Below are 17,773 nucleotides of genomic sequence, written 5' to 3' on the forward strand. Positions count from 1 at the left end.
ATCACGCACGATCTGCCCACGATTGGTACGCACCGTCGAATCCCTCAATGACGCCCGAAGCGGTATCCCCGTATCCCTCGGTAACGCCAACCGGCCATTCCGACGGGTGACGCCAACGGGAAGCACCAACGGGAAACCTGACCGGCAACACCACCAGCCGACACCACCAGCCGACATCCCCAGGCAGCGCCAGGCAGCACCAGGCAGCACCAGGCAGCACCAGGCACCGTCCATCATTCCGACGGCACCCGCACCGTGAAGACCGCCCCTTCCCCCGGCGTGCTCCGCGCCGTCACCGTCCCGCCGTGCCCCTCCACCAGCTGCCGGACGATCGCGAGGCCGAGGCCGCTGCCGCCGGTAGCCCGCGTACGCGACTTGTCGGCGCGCCAGAAGCGGTCGAAGACGTGCGGCAGATCGTCGGGCGCGATTCCGGTACCGGTGTCGGCGACCTCCACCACCACCGCGTCGAGTGTGGCGCGGCAGCTGATCGTGACGCTGCCGCCCTCCGGAGTGTGCCGGATCGCGTTGGAGACCAGGTTTCCGATCGCCTGGCGGAGCCGGAGCGGATCGGCGGTGAAGCAGGGGTCGCCGAGCGTGGTCGCGCTCAGCCGTACGCCCGCCGCCTCCGCGCCCGCCTGGTGCCCCGCCGCGACCTGGTCCACGATGTCGGACGCGTGCACGGGCTCACGGTGCAGCCGGAGCGTACCGGCGTCGGCGGCGGCAAGATCCTGCAGGTCATTGACGATGTGCTGGAGCAGAAGCGCCTCTTCGAGGAGCGAGGTGACGAGCTCAGGGTCGGTCTCGACCACGCCGTCCTCGGCCGCCTCCAGCCAGCCCCGGATGTTGGACAGCGGCGTACGCAGTTCGTGCGCGACGTCGCTCACCATGGCCTGACGCTGGTCCTCCAGGGCCTTGCGGTGGGCGGCCATGTCGTTGAAGGCCTCGGCGAGCTGGCGGATCTCACCGGCGGAACCCGCCGACCGCGCCGTGACGGGTTCGACCCCTTCACCCGTCTTCATCCGCTGGGTCGCGGCGGTCAGCGCCCGCAGAGGGCGGGTCAGCCGGGTCGCGGCGAAGGCGGTCACGGCGACCGTCACCGCGAGGATGCCCGCGGAGAGGCCCGCGAGCCGGAGGGTGTTGGCCCCAGAGAGGCTGAACTTCGAGCTCTCCACCGCGCGGGCCACCGCGGTGCGCGAACCGTCGGAGCTGGTGACGAAGAGGAGCGCGGGTTCGGAGACGTACAACCCGAGCTGCTCGCGCCGGGCGCTGCCCACGCAGGCGGCGGTCTTGGTGTCGTACTCCCTGCCGGCACGGCTGACCCCGCCCGACGGCACGGCGGGGGAATCCGTTTCCGAGGGGGTGGTCGTGGGCGTGTCCGGCGTGTCCGGCGTGTCCGGCCCCTCGGGAACTCTGACAGCATCGCCCGGCTCGGTGGGGGTGAAGGCGTCGGCCTGGCCGCCCGTCACCGATTCGGGCACGCCCGAATCGGTGGGATCGGTGGGATCGGTGGGATCGGCGGGATCGGCAGGATCGGCAGGATCGGCAGGATCGGCAGGATCGGCAGGGGTGTAGCGCCCGGAAGACCGGGCGAACACTCCCGCCGACTGCCACCACGTCAGATCGAGCCCGACCTTGACGGGCGGGGCGCCCCCGCGCCGCAGGCAGGCGTTGGTGAGCTTGTTGAGCCGCTCGAGCGCTTTGCTTTCGGTACGGGTGGGCGTGTCGAGCTGATCACTGTGGCAGATCGAGTCGAGGAACCGGGACGGGTCGTTGGGGGCGTCGACGCGAGGACGTCCACCGGGGCCTTGAACGGCCCGGGCGGAAACCCCGAGGTCGTGCATGCAGCCCACGACGCTCGCGGCGACCTTCGCCAGCTCTCTTCGCTCCACCGCCGGCAACCGGAAGGGACCGACCGCGCGCGGGTCGATACGGTCCTGCCCCCCGGTCTCGGCGTTCGCGTTCCCCGCACCGGCGGTCAGGGCCCCGTCGACGGCGAGCGGATCGACGACGGCGGAGGCTTTGGCAGGCAACTCAGTGCCAACTACCCCTTTACCGCTTTTGTTTCCCGCCCCACCCTTATCCCCCTTACCGCCCTTACCGTCCTTACCGCCCTCATCGCCCTCATCCCCCTCATCACCCTTGCTCCGCGAGTCGGCGATGACGACACGCTTCTGCGTGGTCAGGGTGATACGCCGTCCGGTCTTCCGGGCAAGCTCCCGCACGGTCTTGTCGGCACCCTGCCACCCGGGCGCACCGGCCCCGAGGCCCAGCAACTCGTCGTAGACACGGGCGTCATCGGCGAGCACCTGCCCCTGCTCCTGCCGGATCGCGCCGGACGTGGTCTGAGCGGCGAGCCAGGCGGTGGCGGCGATCGAGACCACGGAGACGAGCACGGAGACGACGAGCAGCCGGGGCAGCAGGCTCTTGCGGAACGGTATGTCACGCGCCATGTCGCGCCGCCGCCCCCGGGGCCGCGGCGGTGGGTGCGCCGATGGGTGGGGCGCCGGTGGGTGGGGCGCCGATGGGCGCAACCGTGAGCTTGTATCCGACACCGAAGACCGTCACCAGATGGCGGGGTCTGCGCGGATCGTCCTCGATCTTCTTGCGCAGATTGAGGACATGTACGTCGACGGTGCGCACCGATATGTATCCGGACGACCCGTGGATACGGTCCAGGAGCTGGGGCCGCGTGAACACCCGCTCCGGCTCCGCCGCGAGAGCCGCGAGCAGGTCGAACTCCCCCGGAGTGCACTCGACGAGCCGCCCGTCGACGGTCACCTCGTGCCGCACGGGATCGACGGCGATCCCACCCGCCCGCAGCACACGCGGCACGGATTCGGCACCCTCGACGACCGGGTGGTACGTGCCCTGGGCACGCCGCAGCAGCGTACGGACGCGGGCCATCAGCTCGCGCGGACTGTACGGCTTCGTCAGATAGTCGTCGGCGCCGAGATCGAGGCCGAGCAGCAGATCGTCCTCGGTCGTACGCGCGGTCAGCATCAGAATCGGAATGGCGGCCACGGGTCCGGGCCCGCCCCCGCTGCCGCCCCCATTCCCGCCCCGCAGCACACGAGTGACGCCGAGCCCGTCGACGTGCGGCATCATCACGTCGAGCACGAGCAGGTCCGGGGGCCTGCGCCGCACCTCGTCGATCGCGGCACGCCCGTCGTGGACGACGGCGACCGTGTGGCCCTCACGCTCCAGATAGCGGCGGACCAGCTCGGCCTGTTTCTCGTCATCCTCCGCGACCAGGACAAAAGCGCACATGGCGATGAGCATAAGCGGGGCGGGCCTGCCCGAACGGAATACGAACAGCGGCCTGACAGGATCCTCATAAGTCCCCGCGAGACTGCCTACGCCTCGTGCGCCCTGTGCGCTCCGTGCGCCCCGTGCACCCCGTGCGCCCCGTGCGCCCCGTGCACCCCGTGCGCCTCGTGCGCCTCGTGCGCTCCGTCGTACGGCACGACGACGACCTGGAACTCGTCCTCGTAGACAACGCGCCCCGGATCCGACGACCGCACCACCCGGCACTCGATGTCGTGGGCGTCCAGGATCTCCAGATACCCGGGTACGCGGTCGATGAGATGGGTGGCGGTGACCTTGAACCAGGCCACGGCGCCGGGCGTGACGGCATGGTCGTAGACGGTGGGGTCGACCTTCGACGGGGTCGGATACGCGGAGTCGTACCAGTCGTTGTTGGCGCGCCGGAACCGCTCCTGCTCCGGCGTCAACTTCCCTTCCCTCGCAAGCCCGTTGACGAGAAAGAACACCCCGGGGAAGTGCCCGCGCTCATGACGCACGGGCGACTCGTAACGAACGTATGCGGCAACACCTTCATCACTCATCGCGGCATCCTCGCACCCCCACCGGGAACGCCACCAAAGGGCCTCTCTCCCCCGCCCGTCCGCAGTCGGCGGCGTACCCGAGGGGACGACCCGGTAGGCCTGCCCGCATGGCCCCCGCATGGCCCCCGCAACCCATACGGCCGCCCCACCTCGCGCCGACCGTCCATCCCCCCGAAGGTGGTCCGCATGACCGTGACCCGCACCCGTACAGCCGCCACCCCCACCGGCCCTCGCACCGGCCCCCGCACCGGCCCTCGCACCGGCTCCCGCACGGCCGCCCGATTCGCCACCGCCGTAGCCGCCACCGCCCTGCTGGCCCTCACCGCCACCGCCTGCTCGGACAGTGACGTGGACAAGGCCAAGGACAGGGCCGCCTCCGCGACGGCCAAGGCGGGCGAAGCCGTGTCATCCGCCACGGAGGCCGCAGCCTCCAAGATGGCCGAGGTGAAGGACGGAGTGGACGCGAAGGCCGACGTGAAGGTCGACGGCCCCACCAAGTCCGACGACAACCGGGCAACGGCGAAGATCACGGCGACCAACAGCACGGACAAGAAGGCGGACTACGCCATCTCCGTCAACTTCCGCGACGGCGACGGCAACCTCCTGGACACGGTCGTCCTCAACATCAACGGCACAGACCCCGGCCGGTCGAAGTCCGGCACGGCCCGCAGCAACAGGAACCTCTCCGGCACCCCGAAGGCAGAGATCGGCAAGGCACTACGCCACTGACCGATCGCGCCCCCAGCCAGCCGGATCAGGCCGACTCCCGCACCACCAGTCGTACCGGAGTGACCACCGAGGACAACGGAAGGCCACAGTCTCGCCCCACGCGCTCACCCGATGCCGTCGACTCGAACAACAGCTGTGCCATCAGTCGCCCCATGCCCTCAATGTCCTGGTGCACCGTGGTCAGCGACGGTTCCGTCACTTCGGCGATGGTCGCGAGGTCGTCGAAGCCGACGACTGCGACATCCTCGGGTACGCGGCGCCCACGTTCTCGCAGCAGGCGCAGAGCACCGACGGCCATGAGGTCCGAGGCGACGAAGACCGCGTCCAGGTCCGGGCACCGGTCGAGGAGCACGGCGATGGCATCGGCGCCACCCCGCAGTGTGAAGTCGCCCTCGGCGATGAGTTGGGGCGGGGAGTCGGGGAGTACGTCCCGGTAGCCGTCGAGGCGGTCGATCGCGGAGGCCTGGTCGAGCGGGCCGGTGACGGTCCCGATACGCCGGCGTCCCATCCCCACGAGATGCCGGACGGCTTCCCTGGCTCCGCCACGGTTGTCAGCATCAACGTACATGTGACCGTGACCGTGACCGTGACCGTGACTGTGACCGCGACGGCCGGAGTCAGCGCCCGCCCGACCGCCGAAGACGGCGGGCAGGCCCATGCGCTCGACCATGGCGGGCAACGGGTCGTCGGTGCGCAGCGAGAACAGCAGGGCGCCGTCGACGTGGCCGCCACCCAGGAAGTTCCCGACGCGCGGATAGTCGTCCGGCTCCTCGATGAACAACAGCACCGGTTGCGCCCCTCGCAGGACGAGCTCCTGTCGGATACCGCGAAGCAGGCAGTCGAAATACGGGTCCACGAAGAGCCGGTTCTGCGGTTCTGTGACCACGACGGCGACAGCGTTGTTGCGGCGCGTGACCAGGCTTCGGGCGGCCTGGTTGGGTATGTATCCGAGCTCGTCCACGGCCTGTCGGATACGATCCGCGACCGTGGCCCGCACTCGGGGCTCCCCGTTGATCACACGGGACACGGTGGACTTCGACAGCCCTGCCCGCTGCGCTACGTCCTCAAGTGTGGCGCGACGTCCGTTCGACCGTTCCGTCAACACCGTCTCCGATTCGCGCAGTTCACCGGACGCAGAACACGTTAGCGGCCGAACGCCGGTACAAGGGGGCCCAATACCTCGCGACGTCGCTCACCGGCCGACGGAGTCAGGCGCGCTCCGCCTCGCCCGCCGCCTCATCCGCCACCCCGCCCGCTGCCTCATCCGCCACCCCGCCCGCTGCCCCGCCCGCTGCCTCGTCCGTCTTCTCGGTGGCGTCGGCCCCGGTACGACGACGGCCCAGCAAGGCGGTTCCCGCGATCACCAGGCCGATGGCGACGACCTTGGCGGCCTGGTAGTAGCCCATCGCCATCTCTTGCGGGGTACCGGGCAGCCGGAAAAAGACCCACACGGCCGCGAGTCCCCCAAAGACGATCAGCCCGACGGCCCCCCACGCCCCGAGATCCTCCCACCAGGGCCCAGGCCCGTAATCCCGCTCATCGTTCTGCTCGACGTCCTTGTCGGTCACGGTCCGCTCTCCTGTACGTGTAGTCACGATCAACAGGGGAGACGCAAGCCCAGCACGCCCGGTTCAACAAACGGAACGTTCACCACCACCACGCACAAGTAGAAGCCCCAAGTCACGGCAGGTGAGTCCTCGGGCGTCCACAGCGCCGCCAGCCGCCCTCCGACGGCCAACGGGGCGGCCTCTCAAGAAGGAGGGCCGCCCCTTGGCAGGAGATCAGGGGTTAGATCCCGAAGCGGCCAAGGCCACCACGGCGAAGGTGCTGACAAGCATTCGCGTCATCATTCTTGCCCTTCAGTCTGCGTATGCCGGAGGTCATCCCGGCACCTCTGAAGCTATGTCCGGCACCAAAGAGCGGGCATCGAACCCTGGTTGTGCTTCCACATAGTTCCGCCCCCACCACATCCCGGCAGGAAAAAACCCCAGGTCACGGGGAGTGAGTCCTGGAGTTAATCCGAACCGCCTTCGGACTCGAGCCCGAGACCTACGCATAACGAGGCCAGCAAGATCGTCTCGGGTGATGTTGAACGGTGCCGCCAGGTCCCGTTTCCCCTGATCAGAGAGGCGCGGCCGGGAATCGCATGCCACTCAGTCCGTCTCGTGTCGCACTGTCCGCTCACGCAGCGCTCACGCGGAAGGCAAGGCTCGCCAACACCGATGACTGGCAGCGAACTCCAGAGCAGGCCCACCAAGAGGCGCCTCGCGGCACAGGATCGCCTTGAAGCCAGCCTTATCCGGGGCGGTCCAGCCCGGCGCACATGCCGCGCTGCTGGGAGCCGTGTGATTGTAACGGGCGGGGCTGAGCAGACGTCGTACTTCCTCGTAGACGCCGTACGGGTCGCCAGTCGCAAGGATCATCACAGCCATCACGTCGATGGCCTGATCGAGCTTTCCCCCGGTATTCCGTTTCCCCTCCTCCAGCCGACCAAGATGTTCGGCGATCTCTGGGCGCGCGGCCTCGAAGGCTGCAGGCAACCGATGATCGGCGTCGGCCAAGTCCCAGCCCTCCGGGATGAAATACGTGAATTTCGATGAACCTTGTTCAACCTCCCTCACTACTGGTTCGGCATTCCAGGGCCCAGCAGTGATCCACGTCCAGGAGCAGCTTCGACCGGCAAGGCCAAGGGCGGTAAGCCGACGACCAACGCGAAAGCCCAGGCCAAGCACGCCAAGAAGGCCAAGCGCCGGAAGCCCGAGAGGTAGGTCCCTGAGCGGCTCCGCTCAGGCAAGCAATCTCACGGCACCCCGACCGTGCGACGCGTCATACCCCGAGCAACAGAAGGCGCCAGGTCACAGGCTATGTGACCTGGGACTTCCGCAGAGCCGCCTTCGGAATTTGAACCCGAGACCTACGCATACGCAGGCAGCTGCACATCCTCAGCTCTCATTCCAGTCGAGACCGAATCGGTTGAGGTTGCTGAGGTCTCTCAGCCGCTCAGTGCGTTGGGCGATGAGTTCTCGAATCCGACGTGCCAGGGCGTCGCGCATGACCGTCCATGCATCCTGCTGCCTCTCTGGAACGACCGGTATCTGGCGACGCAACTCCCGTTCAACCTCGTCACCGCGAGCGTGGGCCCACTGACCGTCCCGCTGCCAGTGGATCACCGCTGAGCGGCTGATCGCGTTCCGGAGGGAGCCGACGTTATACCGGTAGCCGAGCTGTTTGAGGCAATAGTCCATCGCGTCGATCGTCAAGGGCCGGTCCGCGGCGATGAGGACAAGGCGACTGGCCTCTTCGAGATTCCGCGGGCCTGGTAGTGGGCCATGCCTGTACAGGGCGTACAACCCGCTGCCGGCCCAGCAAAAGCGCCGGTCGGGTGAGAGAACGGCGTTCGCCGTCGACCTCCCCAGTTTGCGGCCGTAGTCACGCTCTGCCAGACGCACGAAGTCCAGGACGTGGACAGGCGCGGGAACGGAACAGGCAATCGCGTACATGATTTCTGCATTGCCCAACCTTCGCGGCCCGCCGCATCCGCAGCGCCCCTTCTCCCACGGAGCCAAAGGAGACCCACATAGGCGGCAGACGCCCAAACTCATGCCTCCCCTTCGGTTTCGACGAGGCTGGAACTCACCCTTCGCTCCAATCCGGCGATGTCGTCACCGAAGCGGCCACGACGGGACCGATGTCTTCTTCGGTGTCGGGTCCGACCGCGTCGAGATAGCGGGCAATCGCTTGCTCGTCGATAATCTCCAGGTTGTCGCCCGAAGCGGCCTCGATAAGACCGTGCGCCTTGCGCAGCACATCGCGCGGCTTCCGGTTCGACCGGTTGAACAGCGCCGCCACAGCGGCGGGGGTGAAGGGGTGGACGTCGGCGGACGCCCGGTCAGTCTTCTTCCGAGCCGCGTCGAGGTATTTGGTGAGGAGTTTGACGGCCGAGGGGAGATCCCGCAGAGCCGGCAACACCACGATCCGGTGCTTGTTAGCTTCGGAAATCTCAAAGGTCGGGAGGTCCGCGAGTTCCCACGCCGTGCCGATGGTGAGAGCAGCCCGCGGATGCATGGTCACCACGACGCTGAGCATGTCGGCCATGGGCAGCGTCTCGAGGATGATGTCGCGAAAGCGCTCCGTCTCCAAGTCGCGTTTGGCCTTGGCCGTAGTGGTGCTCGCGAGGTCCTCCAGTTGGTCGCAGCAGAGCAGCACGTGCTTCATTCCGGCAGCCGCCGCGAAGAGGAGGAACGTGGCGAGATACACCGATCCGTTGCGAGTCCGGGAGGCGGGCTTGACCTTGTCGACGTAATCCCTCGCCACGGAGGGGTCGGCGTCACACAGGGCGAGGATGAGCTTGTCGTCGGGCGGCCCAAGGGTGCGGCCCCGCAGATCCCGGTGTTCATCGATGACGAATTTTGCCAACGTTTGCGGATCTTCGGCCGCGGTTCGCGCTACGAGCGCCCGCCGCAGGCGCTGGGCAAGGGTGAGGTCCCCATCATTCACCCGGAAGTCGGTCGCGTATTCGACGGCAGTGAAGAGAGCCGCGCTGAGGGAGCGGATCTGGGCGGTGTCGAAGCTGGTCAGCAGCCCACAGATCGGCGCCTCGTCGGCGTCCTCCTCATCGAGCCCGCAACTGAGATAGGCCGTACGGCCGAAGTCCTCGTTAAGGCTCCCGGTGAGATGCTGCATCAGCACGGACTTGCCAAAGCCGCGAGCGTCCGAGTCTCCCGGCCCGGTGCCGGTCGACCACAGATAGCCGAACCGAAGGCCCGAGAATGCCGCGCCCAGCACGAATTTCTCGATGGTCTCCTGGAGTTTGTCCGCATTTACATCCGGCTCGTAGAGGAGTCCGTTCTCGCGCTCGTCGCTGCCACCGAGTCGGGCGATTCCGGTGGTCGGGAAGGGGTTGTTACGCAGCCCCCACTGCTTCTTCAGCCAGACGGGGCCCGCTGTGCGGGGGACGATGGTCATCGGTTTCGGGTCTCCTTGGTGATGTCGGTGGTCTCGGTGGCGACGTCCGGTGCGATGCTGATGACGTTGAACACCCGGCGGAGGCCACTCGCGTTGGGGATGACAAGCGGCTTGGTCGAGGCGGGAGCGACCCGCAGCGATGCCTGATCGAGGTGGATGCTCAGGCCGAGGCCCTCGTGCTCACCGGCCAGCGCTTCCCGAAGCGCCCGATCGAACTCGTCATCGCTGATCCGCTGTTTCCAGCAGACCGCGGCTCGTAGCTGCCAGACGGGCAGGTACATGCCCCCAGCCCCATCGGCGCGCTGATCGCGCCAAACTGCCCAAGTGCCGTCGAGAGCGGCCCGCCGGACGTCCTTTCCGACGCGACGGCTGATCTCTACGCTGTCGCCGCTGCCCGTCACCGTGGCGGTCGACCAAAGCCTCAAAGCTGGTGGTCCCGGGGCGTAGTAACTAAAGTTGGCCAGACCGAGAAACCGTGTCCACCTGCGCAGCAGCTCGTGACTGATGTAGTCCATCTTGCAGCCCGCAGCACTGAAGGCGACACGAGTCATAGCCTCCTCGCAGGTGACGGCGAACTGCTTGCGGCTAATCGCCTTCTGTCGAGCCTGCGCCCTCTCCTCGAACCGCCGGACATACTTGCGGACACTTCCGCTGATGACTTCGGGCTCTGCGGTCCAACCGAGAGAACCGCGCAGCGCGGCATCCGCGGCGAACCGGACGAAGTCCTCGAGATAGGCGCCATTGGTCCGATACTCCATGGCGTTGAACTTCAGCAACGGGACCGTGAGATGGGCGGCATCGCTGTCCGGCCGGGCTCCGACCAGACGTAGGAATCCTTCGAACTGCGGGTGGGTTGCGATCAGCACGCCGGTGAGGGCGTTGTAGGCCGTTCGGCGGTCTGCAGCAATGAGCTGAGCCCAGCCCTCACCGGCCTGAGTGAGCGTGAACGTGGAACTGGCGTGGGCGAAAGCAGAGTTGGGGCCGGAGGGTAGGATATGTCGCTCCACCCACCCCAGCCGCATGAGCTCCTTGAGGACATCTACGGTGTTGTGGACGTGCTTCTTGATGTCCGCCTTCGCCCGCTCCCACTTGTGCGGAGAGTAGGAGCCGTCTGTGTCGCTCTCGCGCGCCACATCCGCCGCTCTTTGGACCAAGGCCCGTCGGACCTGCTCGAACGACGCCCCATTGGCTACCTGACCGATGGCGACCTCTATGTACGCCAGGTCCTGCAGCCGCGGGATCCCGGATCCCCCCACGCTCACCCCTGCCCCCCGTGACATGCGACGGGCCGCGTGGCGCGGGGCCGAGCGGCACACATCGGAACGATGCCGCTCACAGGACTCCGTGAGGTAAAACGACGGGTGGGATGCATCGATGCTCCGAGACGGACGAGGACGGTCGGATGCCACCCAATGTCGCCGCAACGCGCTTGCTGCACAAGGGAGTTACTTGTATTGGTGTTCTCATGGGGCATGAGGACGCCCACATCTTTATATAGCCCGCCGATTCGCGCGCACGTGCCACCAGAACCACTGTCAGCTGGCCTGACTGCCGACCCGCTCCCCACCCGCGGCACGGGCAGCGTCACCACGGCCCACGGCCGCTCTGGCGTCGACCCCGGATGGAACCAGGGCAAGGGACATGCCATCGATTCGGGGAAGGGATACCCGCGGACCGGCCCCGGTCCGTTCCTGACCTCCGGAGGCGCTCCGCTCACGCATCGCTCACGCACAGGCATCGGGGCCCTAGCCGCCACATGCGCCAAACGACCCCGGAAAAAGCAAAAGCCCCAGGTCACGGCGAGTGAGTCCTGGGGCTTCCACAGAGCCGCCTTCGGGATTCGAACCCGAGACCTACGCATTACGAGTGCGTTGCTCTGGCCATCTGAGCTAAGGCGGCACGCGTCCCGCACCTATGGTGCGATCAGCAGCGACGCCAAGTCTACACAGTTTCCGGGGGTGCTCCGTACACGCCCGGTGTGCGGAGCACCGGGGCCCGCGTCACCCCTGTGAGCAGCCCCGTTGTACCGAGCACCCGAGCCCGCGTCACCCCCGTGAGCAGCCCCGTTGCACGAAGCACCCGAGCCCGCGTCACCCCTGTGAGCAGCGCTTTCCGTCGTCCGGGGCCTTGCCCTCCAGCAGGTACGCGTTGATCGCCGAGTCCACGCACTTGCTGCCTCGGCCGTACGCCGTATGCCCGTCTCCCTCGTACGTGAGCAGCTTGCCGGAGGAGAGCTGGTCGGCCAGGGACTCGGCCCAGCGGTAGGGGGTGGCCGGGTCGCGTGTGGTGCCGACCACGACGATCGGGGCCGCGCCGTCCGCCTTGATGCGGTGCGCCTCCCCCGTCGCCTTCTGCGGCCAGTACGCGCAGTTCAGCGAGGCCCAGGCCAGGCCCTCGCCGAAGACCGGGGAGGCCTTCTCGAAGTCCGGGAGCGACTTCTTCACCTCGGCCGCGTCGGTGAAGGCGGGGGGCAGGTCCAGGCAGTTCACAGCGGCGTTGGCGAACATGAGGTTCGCGTACGTTCCGTCGCCGTCGCGCTCGTAGTAGCTGTCGGAGAGGGCGAGGAGGCCCGCGCCGTCCTTCTCCTTGATCGCGGCGGTCAGTGCCGAGCGCAGTTGGGACCAGGCCGCCTCGTCGTACATCGCGGCGATCACACCCGTCGTGGCGAGCGCCTCGCCCAGCTTGCGGCCGTCGGAGTCGCCGGCGGGGATCGGCGTGCGGTCCAGGTCGCCGAAGAGCGACTTGAGGCGCTTGCCCGCGTCCGCCTCGCTCTCCGTGCCCAGGGGGCATTCCGCCCGGCCCACGCAGTCCTTCGCGAACGACTGGAACGCCGTCTCGAAGCCCTCCGTCTGGTCACGGTTCATCCGGCGGGCCGGCAGGGACGGGTCCATCGCGCCGTCCAGGACGAGGCGGCCGACACGGTCGGGGTAGAGCCCGGCGTACGTCGCTCCCAGGAACGTGCCGTACGAAGCGCCCACGTAGGTCAGCTTCTCGTCGCCGAGCGCCGCGCGCAGGATGTCCATGTCACGGGCCGCCTCGACCGTGGAGACATGCGGCAGCACCTCGGCGGAATGCTTCTCGCAGCCCGCCGCGAACTTCTTGAAGGAGTCCGAGAGTTCGGTGGTCTCGCGCTGGTCGTCCGGTGTGATGTCCGTCTGCGTGTACGCGTCCATCTGCTTGCCGTCGAGGCAGGTGACGGGCTCGCTGCGGGCCACACCACGCGGGTCGACCGCGGCCATGTCGTACTGGGCACGGACCTTCTCGGGGTACCCGAGGGCCGCGTACGTCTGGAGGTAGCCGATCGCCGAGCCGCCGGGGCCGCCCGGGTTGACCAGGAGCGATCCCAGGCGCTTGCCGGGTCCTGTGGCCTTCTTCCGGGAGACGGCGAGCTTGATGGCCTGACCGTCCGGCTTCGCGTAGTCCAGGGGTGCCTTCATCGTGGAGCACTCGAAGCCGGGGACGCCGCACTCGCGCCAGTTCAGCTTCTGTCCGTAGTACGGGGCCAGCTCGGCCGGGGTCGCGCGGGGCAGCGCGGCCATGGACACGTCCTCCGTCGTGCTCCCGGCGGAGCAGCCGGAGATGAGCAGTCCGGCGGCCAGGAACGCGGTCGCGGGCGTGCGAAGTCCTCTGATGCGCATCACGCGAGCCTAACGCTATGCGATGACCCGGTGACGCAATGTGCCCTTGAGTGCCCTTACGGGTGACTCGGTCAACCCTCCTGCCGGAGGCCTGCGCGCCGCGCGCCTAGCCCGCCCGCAGCGCCACCGTCATCGCCTCCACCGCGAGCAGCGGCGCCACGTTCCGGTCCAGTGCGATGCGGCAGGCTCCGATCGCCTCGATGCGGCGCAGCGTCGACTCCGGCGAGGCGCCGCGCGCCAGGCGCTCCAGCATGTCGAGCACCTCCGTGTTGGCCAGCGCCACGCGGGAGCCGAGCTGCAGGGTGAGCACGTCGCGGTAGACACCGGTCAGTTCGATGAGTGCGAGGTCGAGGCTGTCGCGCTGGGTGCGGGTCCTCCGGCGCTTCTGCCGGTCCTCAAGTTCCTTCATGACGCCCGCCGTGCCGCGCGGCATCCGGCCGCCCTTCTCCGCGCCGAGAGCCGCCTTCAGGTCGTCGGTCTCCTTGACGTCGACCTCCTCCGCGACCTGCTTCGCGTCGTCGCCGGCCGTGTCGATCAGCTCCTGCGCGGCCTTCAGGCAGCCGCCGATCTCAGCCACCCGCATCGGCAGCTTGAGCACGGCGGCGCGGCGCTCTCGCGCCCTCGGGTCGGTCGCGAGGCGGCGGGCGCGGCCGATGTGCCCCTGGGTGGCGCGCGCGGCGGCCGCGGCGACGTCCGGCTCGATGCCGTCGCGCCGGATGAGCACGTCCGCGACGGCGTCCACCGGAGGCGTACGCAGTGTCAGGTGGCGGCAGCGGGAGCGGATCGTGGGCAGCACGTCCTCAAGGGAGGGCGCGCAGAGCAGCCATACGGTGCGGGGGGCGGGCTCTTCCACGGCCTTCAGGAGGACGTTGCCCGCGCCCTCGGTGAGGCGGTCGGCGTCCTCCAGGACGATGACCTGCCAGCGGCCGCCCGCGGGCGACAACTGGGCCCGCCTGACCAGCTCGCGGGTCTCCTTGACGCCGATGGACAACAGGTCCGTACGCACCACTTCGACGTCGGCGTGCGTGCCGACCAGGCTGGTGTGGCATCCGTCGCAGAAACCACAGCCGGGGGAGCCCCCGAGCGCGCGGTCCGGGCTGGTGCACTGGAGCGCGGCGGCGAAGGAGCGGGCGGCGGTGGACCGCCCGGAGCCTGGCGGTCCGGTGAACAGCCAGGCGTGCGTCATCTTCGACGCCTCGGGCCGCGGAGCGCCCGTGGCCACGGCGGTGACCAGCGCGTCGGCGTCCCGAGCGGCGGCGCCGAGCTGCTCACTCACCCGCTCCTGGCCCACCAGGTCGTCCCATACGGTCATCGGTCACCGCCTCCGCCCTGCACACCTGCGTCGCACACGTCGCTCGTCACGCTGTCGAGTTCATTGTGGAGCACACCACTGACAACGCGGGCCGCCCGTCCGGCGAGGCTCAGCGCCTGTTCCGCCCCCGACCGCCCCGGCCGTCCTCGTCCTCGTCCCGCCCGCCCAGCAACTCGTCCGCCAGCGTGGGCAGATCGTCCAGCGGAGTCTCCTCCGCCCAGTCGGAGCGAGGACGCTGGCGAGGCTGCCCCTGCTCATCGACCTGAGGCAGCTCACGGGTCCGGTCGTTCCCACCGCCGCCCGAAGGCTCGGCCTTGGGCCGCTCGTCGCGGAAGTACCCCGGCGGCACCTTCTCCTCCTGCACAGCAGGCAGCACAGCCGTCTCGTCGGCAGCCCCCGGCACCGGCGGCTGCGGCAGCACCTCGGTCTCGTCCGAGCCGGACGCGTCCCGCACCGCGGGCAGCACCGCCGTCTCGTCCGCGGCGGAAGCCCGAGCCGCGTCGGGCTTCACGATGGGCGTGGGCACCGTCGTCTCGTTGTCCGGCACGGCGTCCGAAGGGGAATCCGAAGAGGCCGAAGGCGAATCCGAAGGGGAATCCGTAGGGGAAGCAGCCCCCGTCGAAGAAGGCGAAGCAGTCGAAGCACTCGTAGCCGTCGAAGCAGCAGCCGCAGCCGCCGCCGAAGCAGCAGCCAACCGCCGCGCCTCCTCGGCCCGCAGCAGCGCCTCCTCTGCCTTGCGCTGCTTCTCGACCCGCCGCGCCTCGGCCTCGGCCCGCAGCCGCGCCTCTTCCTCCGCCTCGCGGTGGCGCCGCGCCTCCTCCGCCGCCCGCACCTTCTCCTCGGCGAGCAGGCGTGCCTGCTCCTCCTCGGCCCGGCGCTTGGCCTCCTCGGCGCGCTGCCTGGCCTCCTCCGCCTGGCGCTCGGCCTCGCGGCGCTGCGCCTCCTCCAGCTCGCGGCGCTTGCGCTCCTCCTCCTCGGCGCGGAGCTTGGCGAGCTGCTCCTGGCGCTCGCGCTCGACCCGCTCCTCCTCGGCCTTGCGCGCGGCTTCCTCCTCGGCCTTGCGGCGCGCCTCTTCCTCGGCTGCCTTGCGGGCCTCCTCCTGCGCCTTCACCTCGGCCTCGGAGAGCGGCAGCATCAGGTCGAGCCGGCGCCGGGCCACGGTCGTGACCGCCTCCGGCTCCTGGGCGGCGTCGACCACCAGATACCGCCCCGGGTCGGCCGCGGCCAGCGTCAGGAAACCGGAGCGCACGCGCGCGTGGAACTCGGCGGGCTCCGACTCCAGACGGTCGGGTGCCTCGGTGAACCGCTCCCTTGCCGCTTCCGGGGAGACGTCGAGCAGCACCGTCAGATGCGGCACGAGCCCCGCCGTCGCCCACCGGGAGATGCGGGCGATCTCGGTCGGGGACAGATCGCGCCCCGCACCCTGATACGCCACGGACGAGTCGATGTACCGGTCGGAGATGACGACGGCGCCGCGCTCAAGAGCGGGACGTACGACCGTGTCGACGTGCTCGGCGCGGTCGGCCGCGTACAGAAGTGCCTCGGCGCGGTGCGAGAGGCCGGCCGACGACACGTCGAGCAGGATCGACCGCAGCCGCTTGCCGACCGGCGTGGCACCCGGCTCGCGCGTCACGACGACCTCGTGGCCCTTGGCCCGGATCCACTCGGCGAGCGCCTCGGCCTGCGTCGACTTGCCCGCGCCGTCGCCGCCCTCCAGGGCGATGAAGAATCCCGCGGTCGCGATCCCCTGCACGGGGTCGTCGCCGCCGCGCAGCGCGTCCCGGAGGTCGTGCCGCAGCGGCACGCCCTGCCGGTCGTCGATCTTGGCGAGGACCAGCGCGGCCACCGGCAGGAGCAGCGCGCCCACCAGCATCAGCGTGAAGGCGGCGCCTCCGTGGTCGAACACGAACTTGCCGTTGACGAAGCGGTGCGGGCCGATCGCCGCCGCGACCACGGGGGCGACGAGCGCGCCGAGCGCGATGAAGAGGCGTACGACCGCCTGGAGATGTTCCGTCGTGCGCGCCCTGCGGTAGTCCTCGACCTCCTGGTCGAGCAGCGCGTGCCCGGTGTGCGCGGCGATGCCCGCGCCCACCCCGGTGAGCACCAGGAGCAGCAGCACGGTCGTCACGTCGGGCACGAGACCTGCGGCGAGCAGCGCCACGCCGGTGAGGGCGATCGCGAGCGCGAGCAGCCGGCGGCGCGGGAGCGTGGGCAGCAGGGACGGTGCGGTGCGGATACCGAAGGCGGTGCCGCCGGTCAGCGCGAGGACGACGAGGCCGTACGTGACGGGCCCGCCGTCGAGGTCCTTGGCGTGCAGCACGGCGACCGCCACAGCGGCGGCGACGGCTCCGGCGACCGCGGCGCAGGCGGCGATGAGCAGCGGGATCGCGCCGGTGCGGCCCTTGTCGGTGCCGCTGCCGGTGCGCGGCCTGCGCAGCCCTTCGAGGGGGCTACGCGCGCGTGGCGTCTGCGTGGCGGGAAGTTCGAGGAAGTAGACGATCGAGAGGGAGGCAGCGAAGAGGCCGGCGGCGACGAACGAGCCGAGCCCCGCCTGGTGCAGCTCGAACCAGTCGAGCCCGGCTCCCAGGAGGTTGCCGACCAGCGTGACGGCGACGAGCGCGGCGGCCGCGATGGGCAGCGCCACGAATCCCGTACGCAGCGACAGGCGCCGCAGTGCGTCCATGTGGTCCGGCAGCGGCCGCACCGTCGCGCCCTCCAGGGGCGGCGCGGGCAGCAGCGCGGGGGCCGCGCTCTCCCGGCAGACCGTCCAGAAGCGCTCGGCGACTCCGATCACGAAGGCGGTGACGAGCAGTACCGCGAGCGCGTTGTCCGGCGTCCAGTCGATCCACAGCGGCGCGACGACAAGCAGCGCGGCCCGCAGACCATCCGCCACGACCATCGTCCAGCGCCGGTCGAGCGGCCCGTCCGGTGACGTGATCGAGCTCAGAGGTCCCAGAAGTACCGCTCCGAAGAGCAGCGTCGCGAGAACGCGTGCCCCGAAGACAGCGGTGACGGCGAACGCCACCCCTCGATAACCGCCCCCGAACGCCCCCTCGGCGATGGCCGCTTGCAGCGCGAGCACCACGAGGACAAGGAGGGCGAGGGCGTCGCCGACACCGCCGACGAGCTGGGCGCTCCAGAGGCGCTTCAGCTGCGGCACGCGCAGCAGGGCGCGGACAGCACGCTCTCGCGAATCTGCGACCAGGGCGTCGTCGGGGGTCGGGTTTCCGACCGTTGGCTGCTCGGCACGCGTCATCCGTCCAGCCTATCTGGACGGTGCGACA

Annotated in this window: 14 protein-coding genes and 1 tRNA gene; 2 read left to right on the forward strand and 13 right to left on the reverse strand. The window is 69.4% G+C overall.

The window, feature by feature from the left end:
* Positions 1-233: 233 nt before the first annotated feature.
* From ACFVXC_RS06335 to ACFVXC_RS06345, 3 genes are all read right to left on the reverse strand, one after another.
* Positions 234-2,450 carry a sensor histidine kinase gene (locus ACFVXC_RS06335; RefSeq protein ID WP_389902037.1) on the reverse strand — a complete coding sequence of 739 codons (2,217 nt, stop codon included), beginning with the start codon at positions 2,448-2,450 and terminating at the stop codon, positions 234-236.
* Positions 2,440-3,267, reverse strand: a complete 828-nt coding sequence (locus ACFVXC_RS06340; protein ID WP_389902039.1) for a response regulator transcription factor — start codon at positions 3,265-3,267, stop codon at positions 2,440-2,442. The genes ACFVXC_RS06335 and ACFVXC_RS06340 overlap by 11 nt, the downstream gene beginning before the upstream one ends.
* Before the next feature lie 86 nt (positions 3,268-3,353).
* Positions 3,354-3,845, reverse strand: a complete 492-nt coding sequence (locus tag ACFVXC_RS06345) for a hypothetical protein (protein ID WP_389902042.1) — start codon at positions 3,843-3,845, stop codon at positions 3,354-3,356.
* Positions 3,846-4,031: 186 nt separating this feature from the next.
* Here ACFVXC_RS06345 and ACFVXC_RS06350 point away from each other — a divergent pair, with 186 nt between their 5' ends.
* On the forward strand, positions 4,032-4,574 hold the full coding sequence (locus tag ACFVXC_RS06350) for a hypothetical protein (RefSeq protein ID WP_389902045.1): 543 nt from the start codon (positions 4,032-4,034) through the stop codon (positions 4,572-4,574).
* 25 nt (positions 4,575-4,599) lie between these two features.
* Here the strand turns inward: ACFVXC_RS06350 and ACFVXC_RS06355 are convergent, their stop codons facing one another.
* From ACFVXC_RS06355 to ACFVXC_RS06365, 3 genes are all read right to left on the reverse strand, one after another.
* A complete protein-coding gene (locus tag ACFVXC_RS06355) occupies positions 4,600-5,676 on the reverse strand; it encodes a LacI family DNA-binding transcriptional regulator (RefSeq protein WP_389902046.1) in 1,077 nt (358 codons plus the stop codon).
* Positions 5,677-5,782: 106 nt separating this feature from the next.
* Positions 5,783-6,169, reverse strand: a complete 387-nt coding sequence (locus tag ACFVXC_RS06360) for a hypothetical protein (protein WP_389902049.1) — start codon at positions 6,167-6,169, stop codon at positions 5,783-5,785.
* Positions 6,170-6,766: 597 nt separating this feature from the next.
* Positions 6,767-7,135, reverse strand: a complete 369-nt coding sequence (locus tag ACFVXC_RS06365) for a hypothetical protein (RefSeq protein WP_389902051.1) — start codon at positions 7,133-7,135, stop codon at positions 6,767-6,769.
* A gap of 42 nt (positions 7,136-7,177) precedes the next feature.
* On the opposite strand from ACFVXC_RS06365, the gene ACFVXC_RS06370 reads away from it, so the two are divergent.
* Entirely contained in the window at positions 7,178-7,342 is a 165-nt protein-coding gene (locus ACFVXC_RS06370; protein WP_389902053.1) for a hypothetical protein, read from the forward strand.
* Between the two features lie 174 nt (positions 7,343-7,516).
* On the opposite strand, the gene ACFVXC_RS06375 is transcribed toward ACFVXC_RS06370, so the two are convergent.
* From ACFVXC_RS06375 to tmk, 7 genes are all read right to left on the reverse strand, one after another.
* The gene (locus ACFVXC_RS06375) at positions 7,517-8,074 is read right to left on the reverse strand and encodes a hypothetical protein (protein WP_389902056.1); all 558 of its coding nucleotides are present in this window, start codon (positions 8,072-8,074) and stop codon (positions 7,517-7,519) included.
* A gap of 133 nt (positions 8,075-8,207) precedes the next feature.
* Positions 8,208-9,539, reverse strand: a complete 1,332-nt coding sequence (locus ACFVXC_RS06380) for a hypothetical protein (RefSeq protein ID WP_389902057.1) — start codon at positions 9,537-9,539, stop codon at positions 8,208-8,210.
* Entirely contained in the window at positions 9,536-10,672 is a 1,137-nt protein-coding gene (locus tag ACFVXC_RS06385) for a hypothetical protein (protein ID WP_389902060.1), read from the reverse strand. The genes ACFVXC_RS06380 and ACFVXC_RS06385 overlap by 4 nt, the downstream gene beginning before the upstream one ends.
* 692 nt (positions 10,673-11,364) lie before the next feature.
* Positions 11,365-11,438 (reverse strand) — tRNA-Thr (locus ACFVXC_RS06390).
* A 191-nt stretch (positions 11,439-11,629) separates the two neighbouring features.
* A complete protein-coding gene (locus ACFVXC_RS06395; RefSeq protein ID WP_389902062.1) occupies positions 11,630-13,177 on the reverse strand; it encodes an alpha/beta hydrolase in 1,548 nt (515 codons plus the stop codon).
* A gap of 106 nt (positions 13,178-13,283) precedes the next feature.
* Positions 13,284-14,489, reverse strand: coding sequence for a DNA polymerase III subunit delta' (locus ACFVXC_RS06400; protein WP_389902065.1), 1,206 nt, complete (start codon positions 14,487-14,489; stop codon positions 13,284-13,286).
* A 109-nt stretch (positions 14,490-14,598) separates the two neighbouring features.
* Positions 14,599-17,745 (reverse strand): dTMP kinase, encoded by a 3,147-nt coding sequence (gene tmk / locus ACFVXC_RS06405; RefSeq protein WP_389902068.1) that lies wholly within the window; start codon positions 17,743-17,745, stop codon positions 14,599-14,601.
* Positions 17,746-17,773 lie beyond the last annotated feature (28 nt).

Source organism: Streptomyces sp. NPDC058257 (assembly GCF_042881845.1).
Lineage (GTDB): Bacteria > Actinomycetota > Actinomycetes > Streptomycetales > Streptomycetaceae > Streptomyces.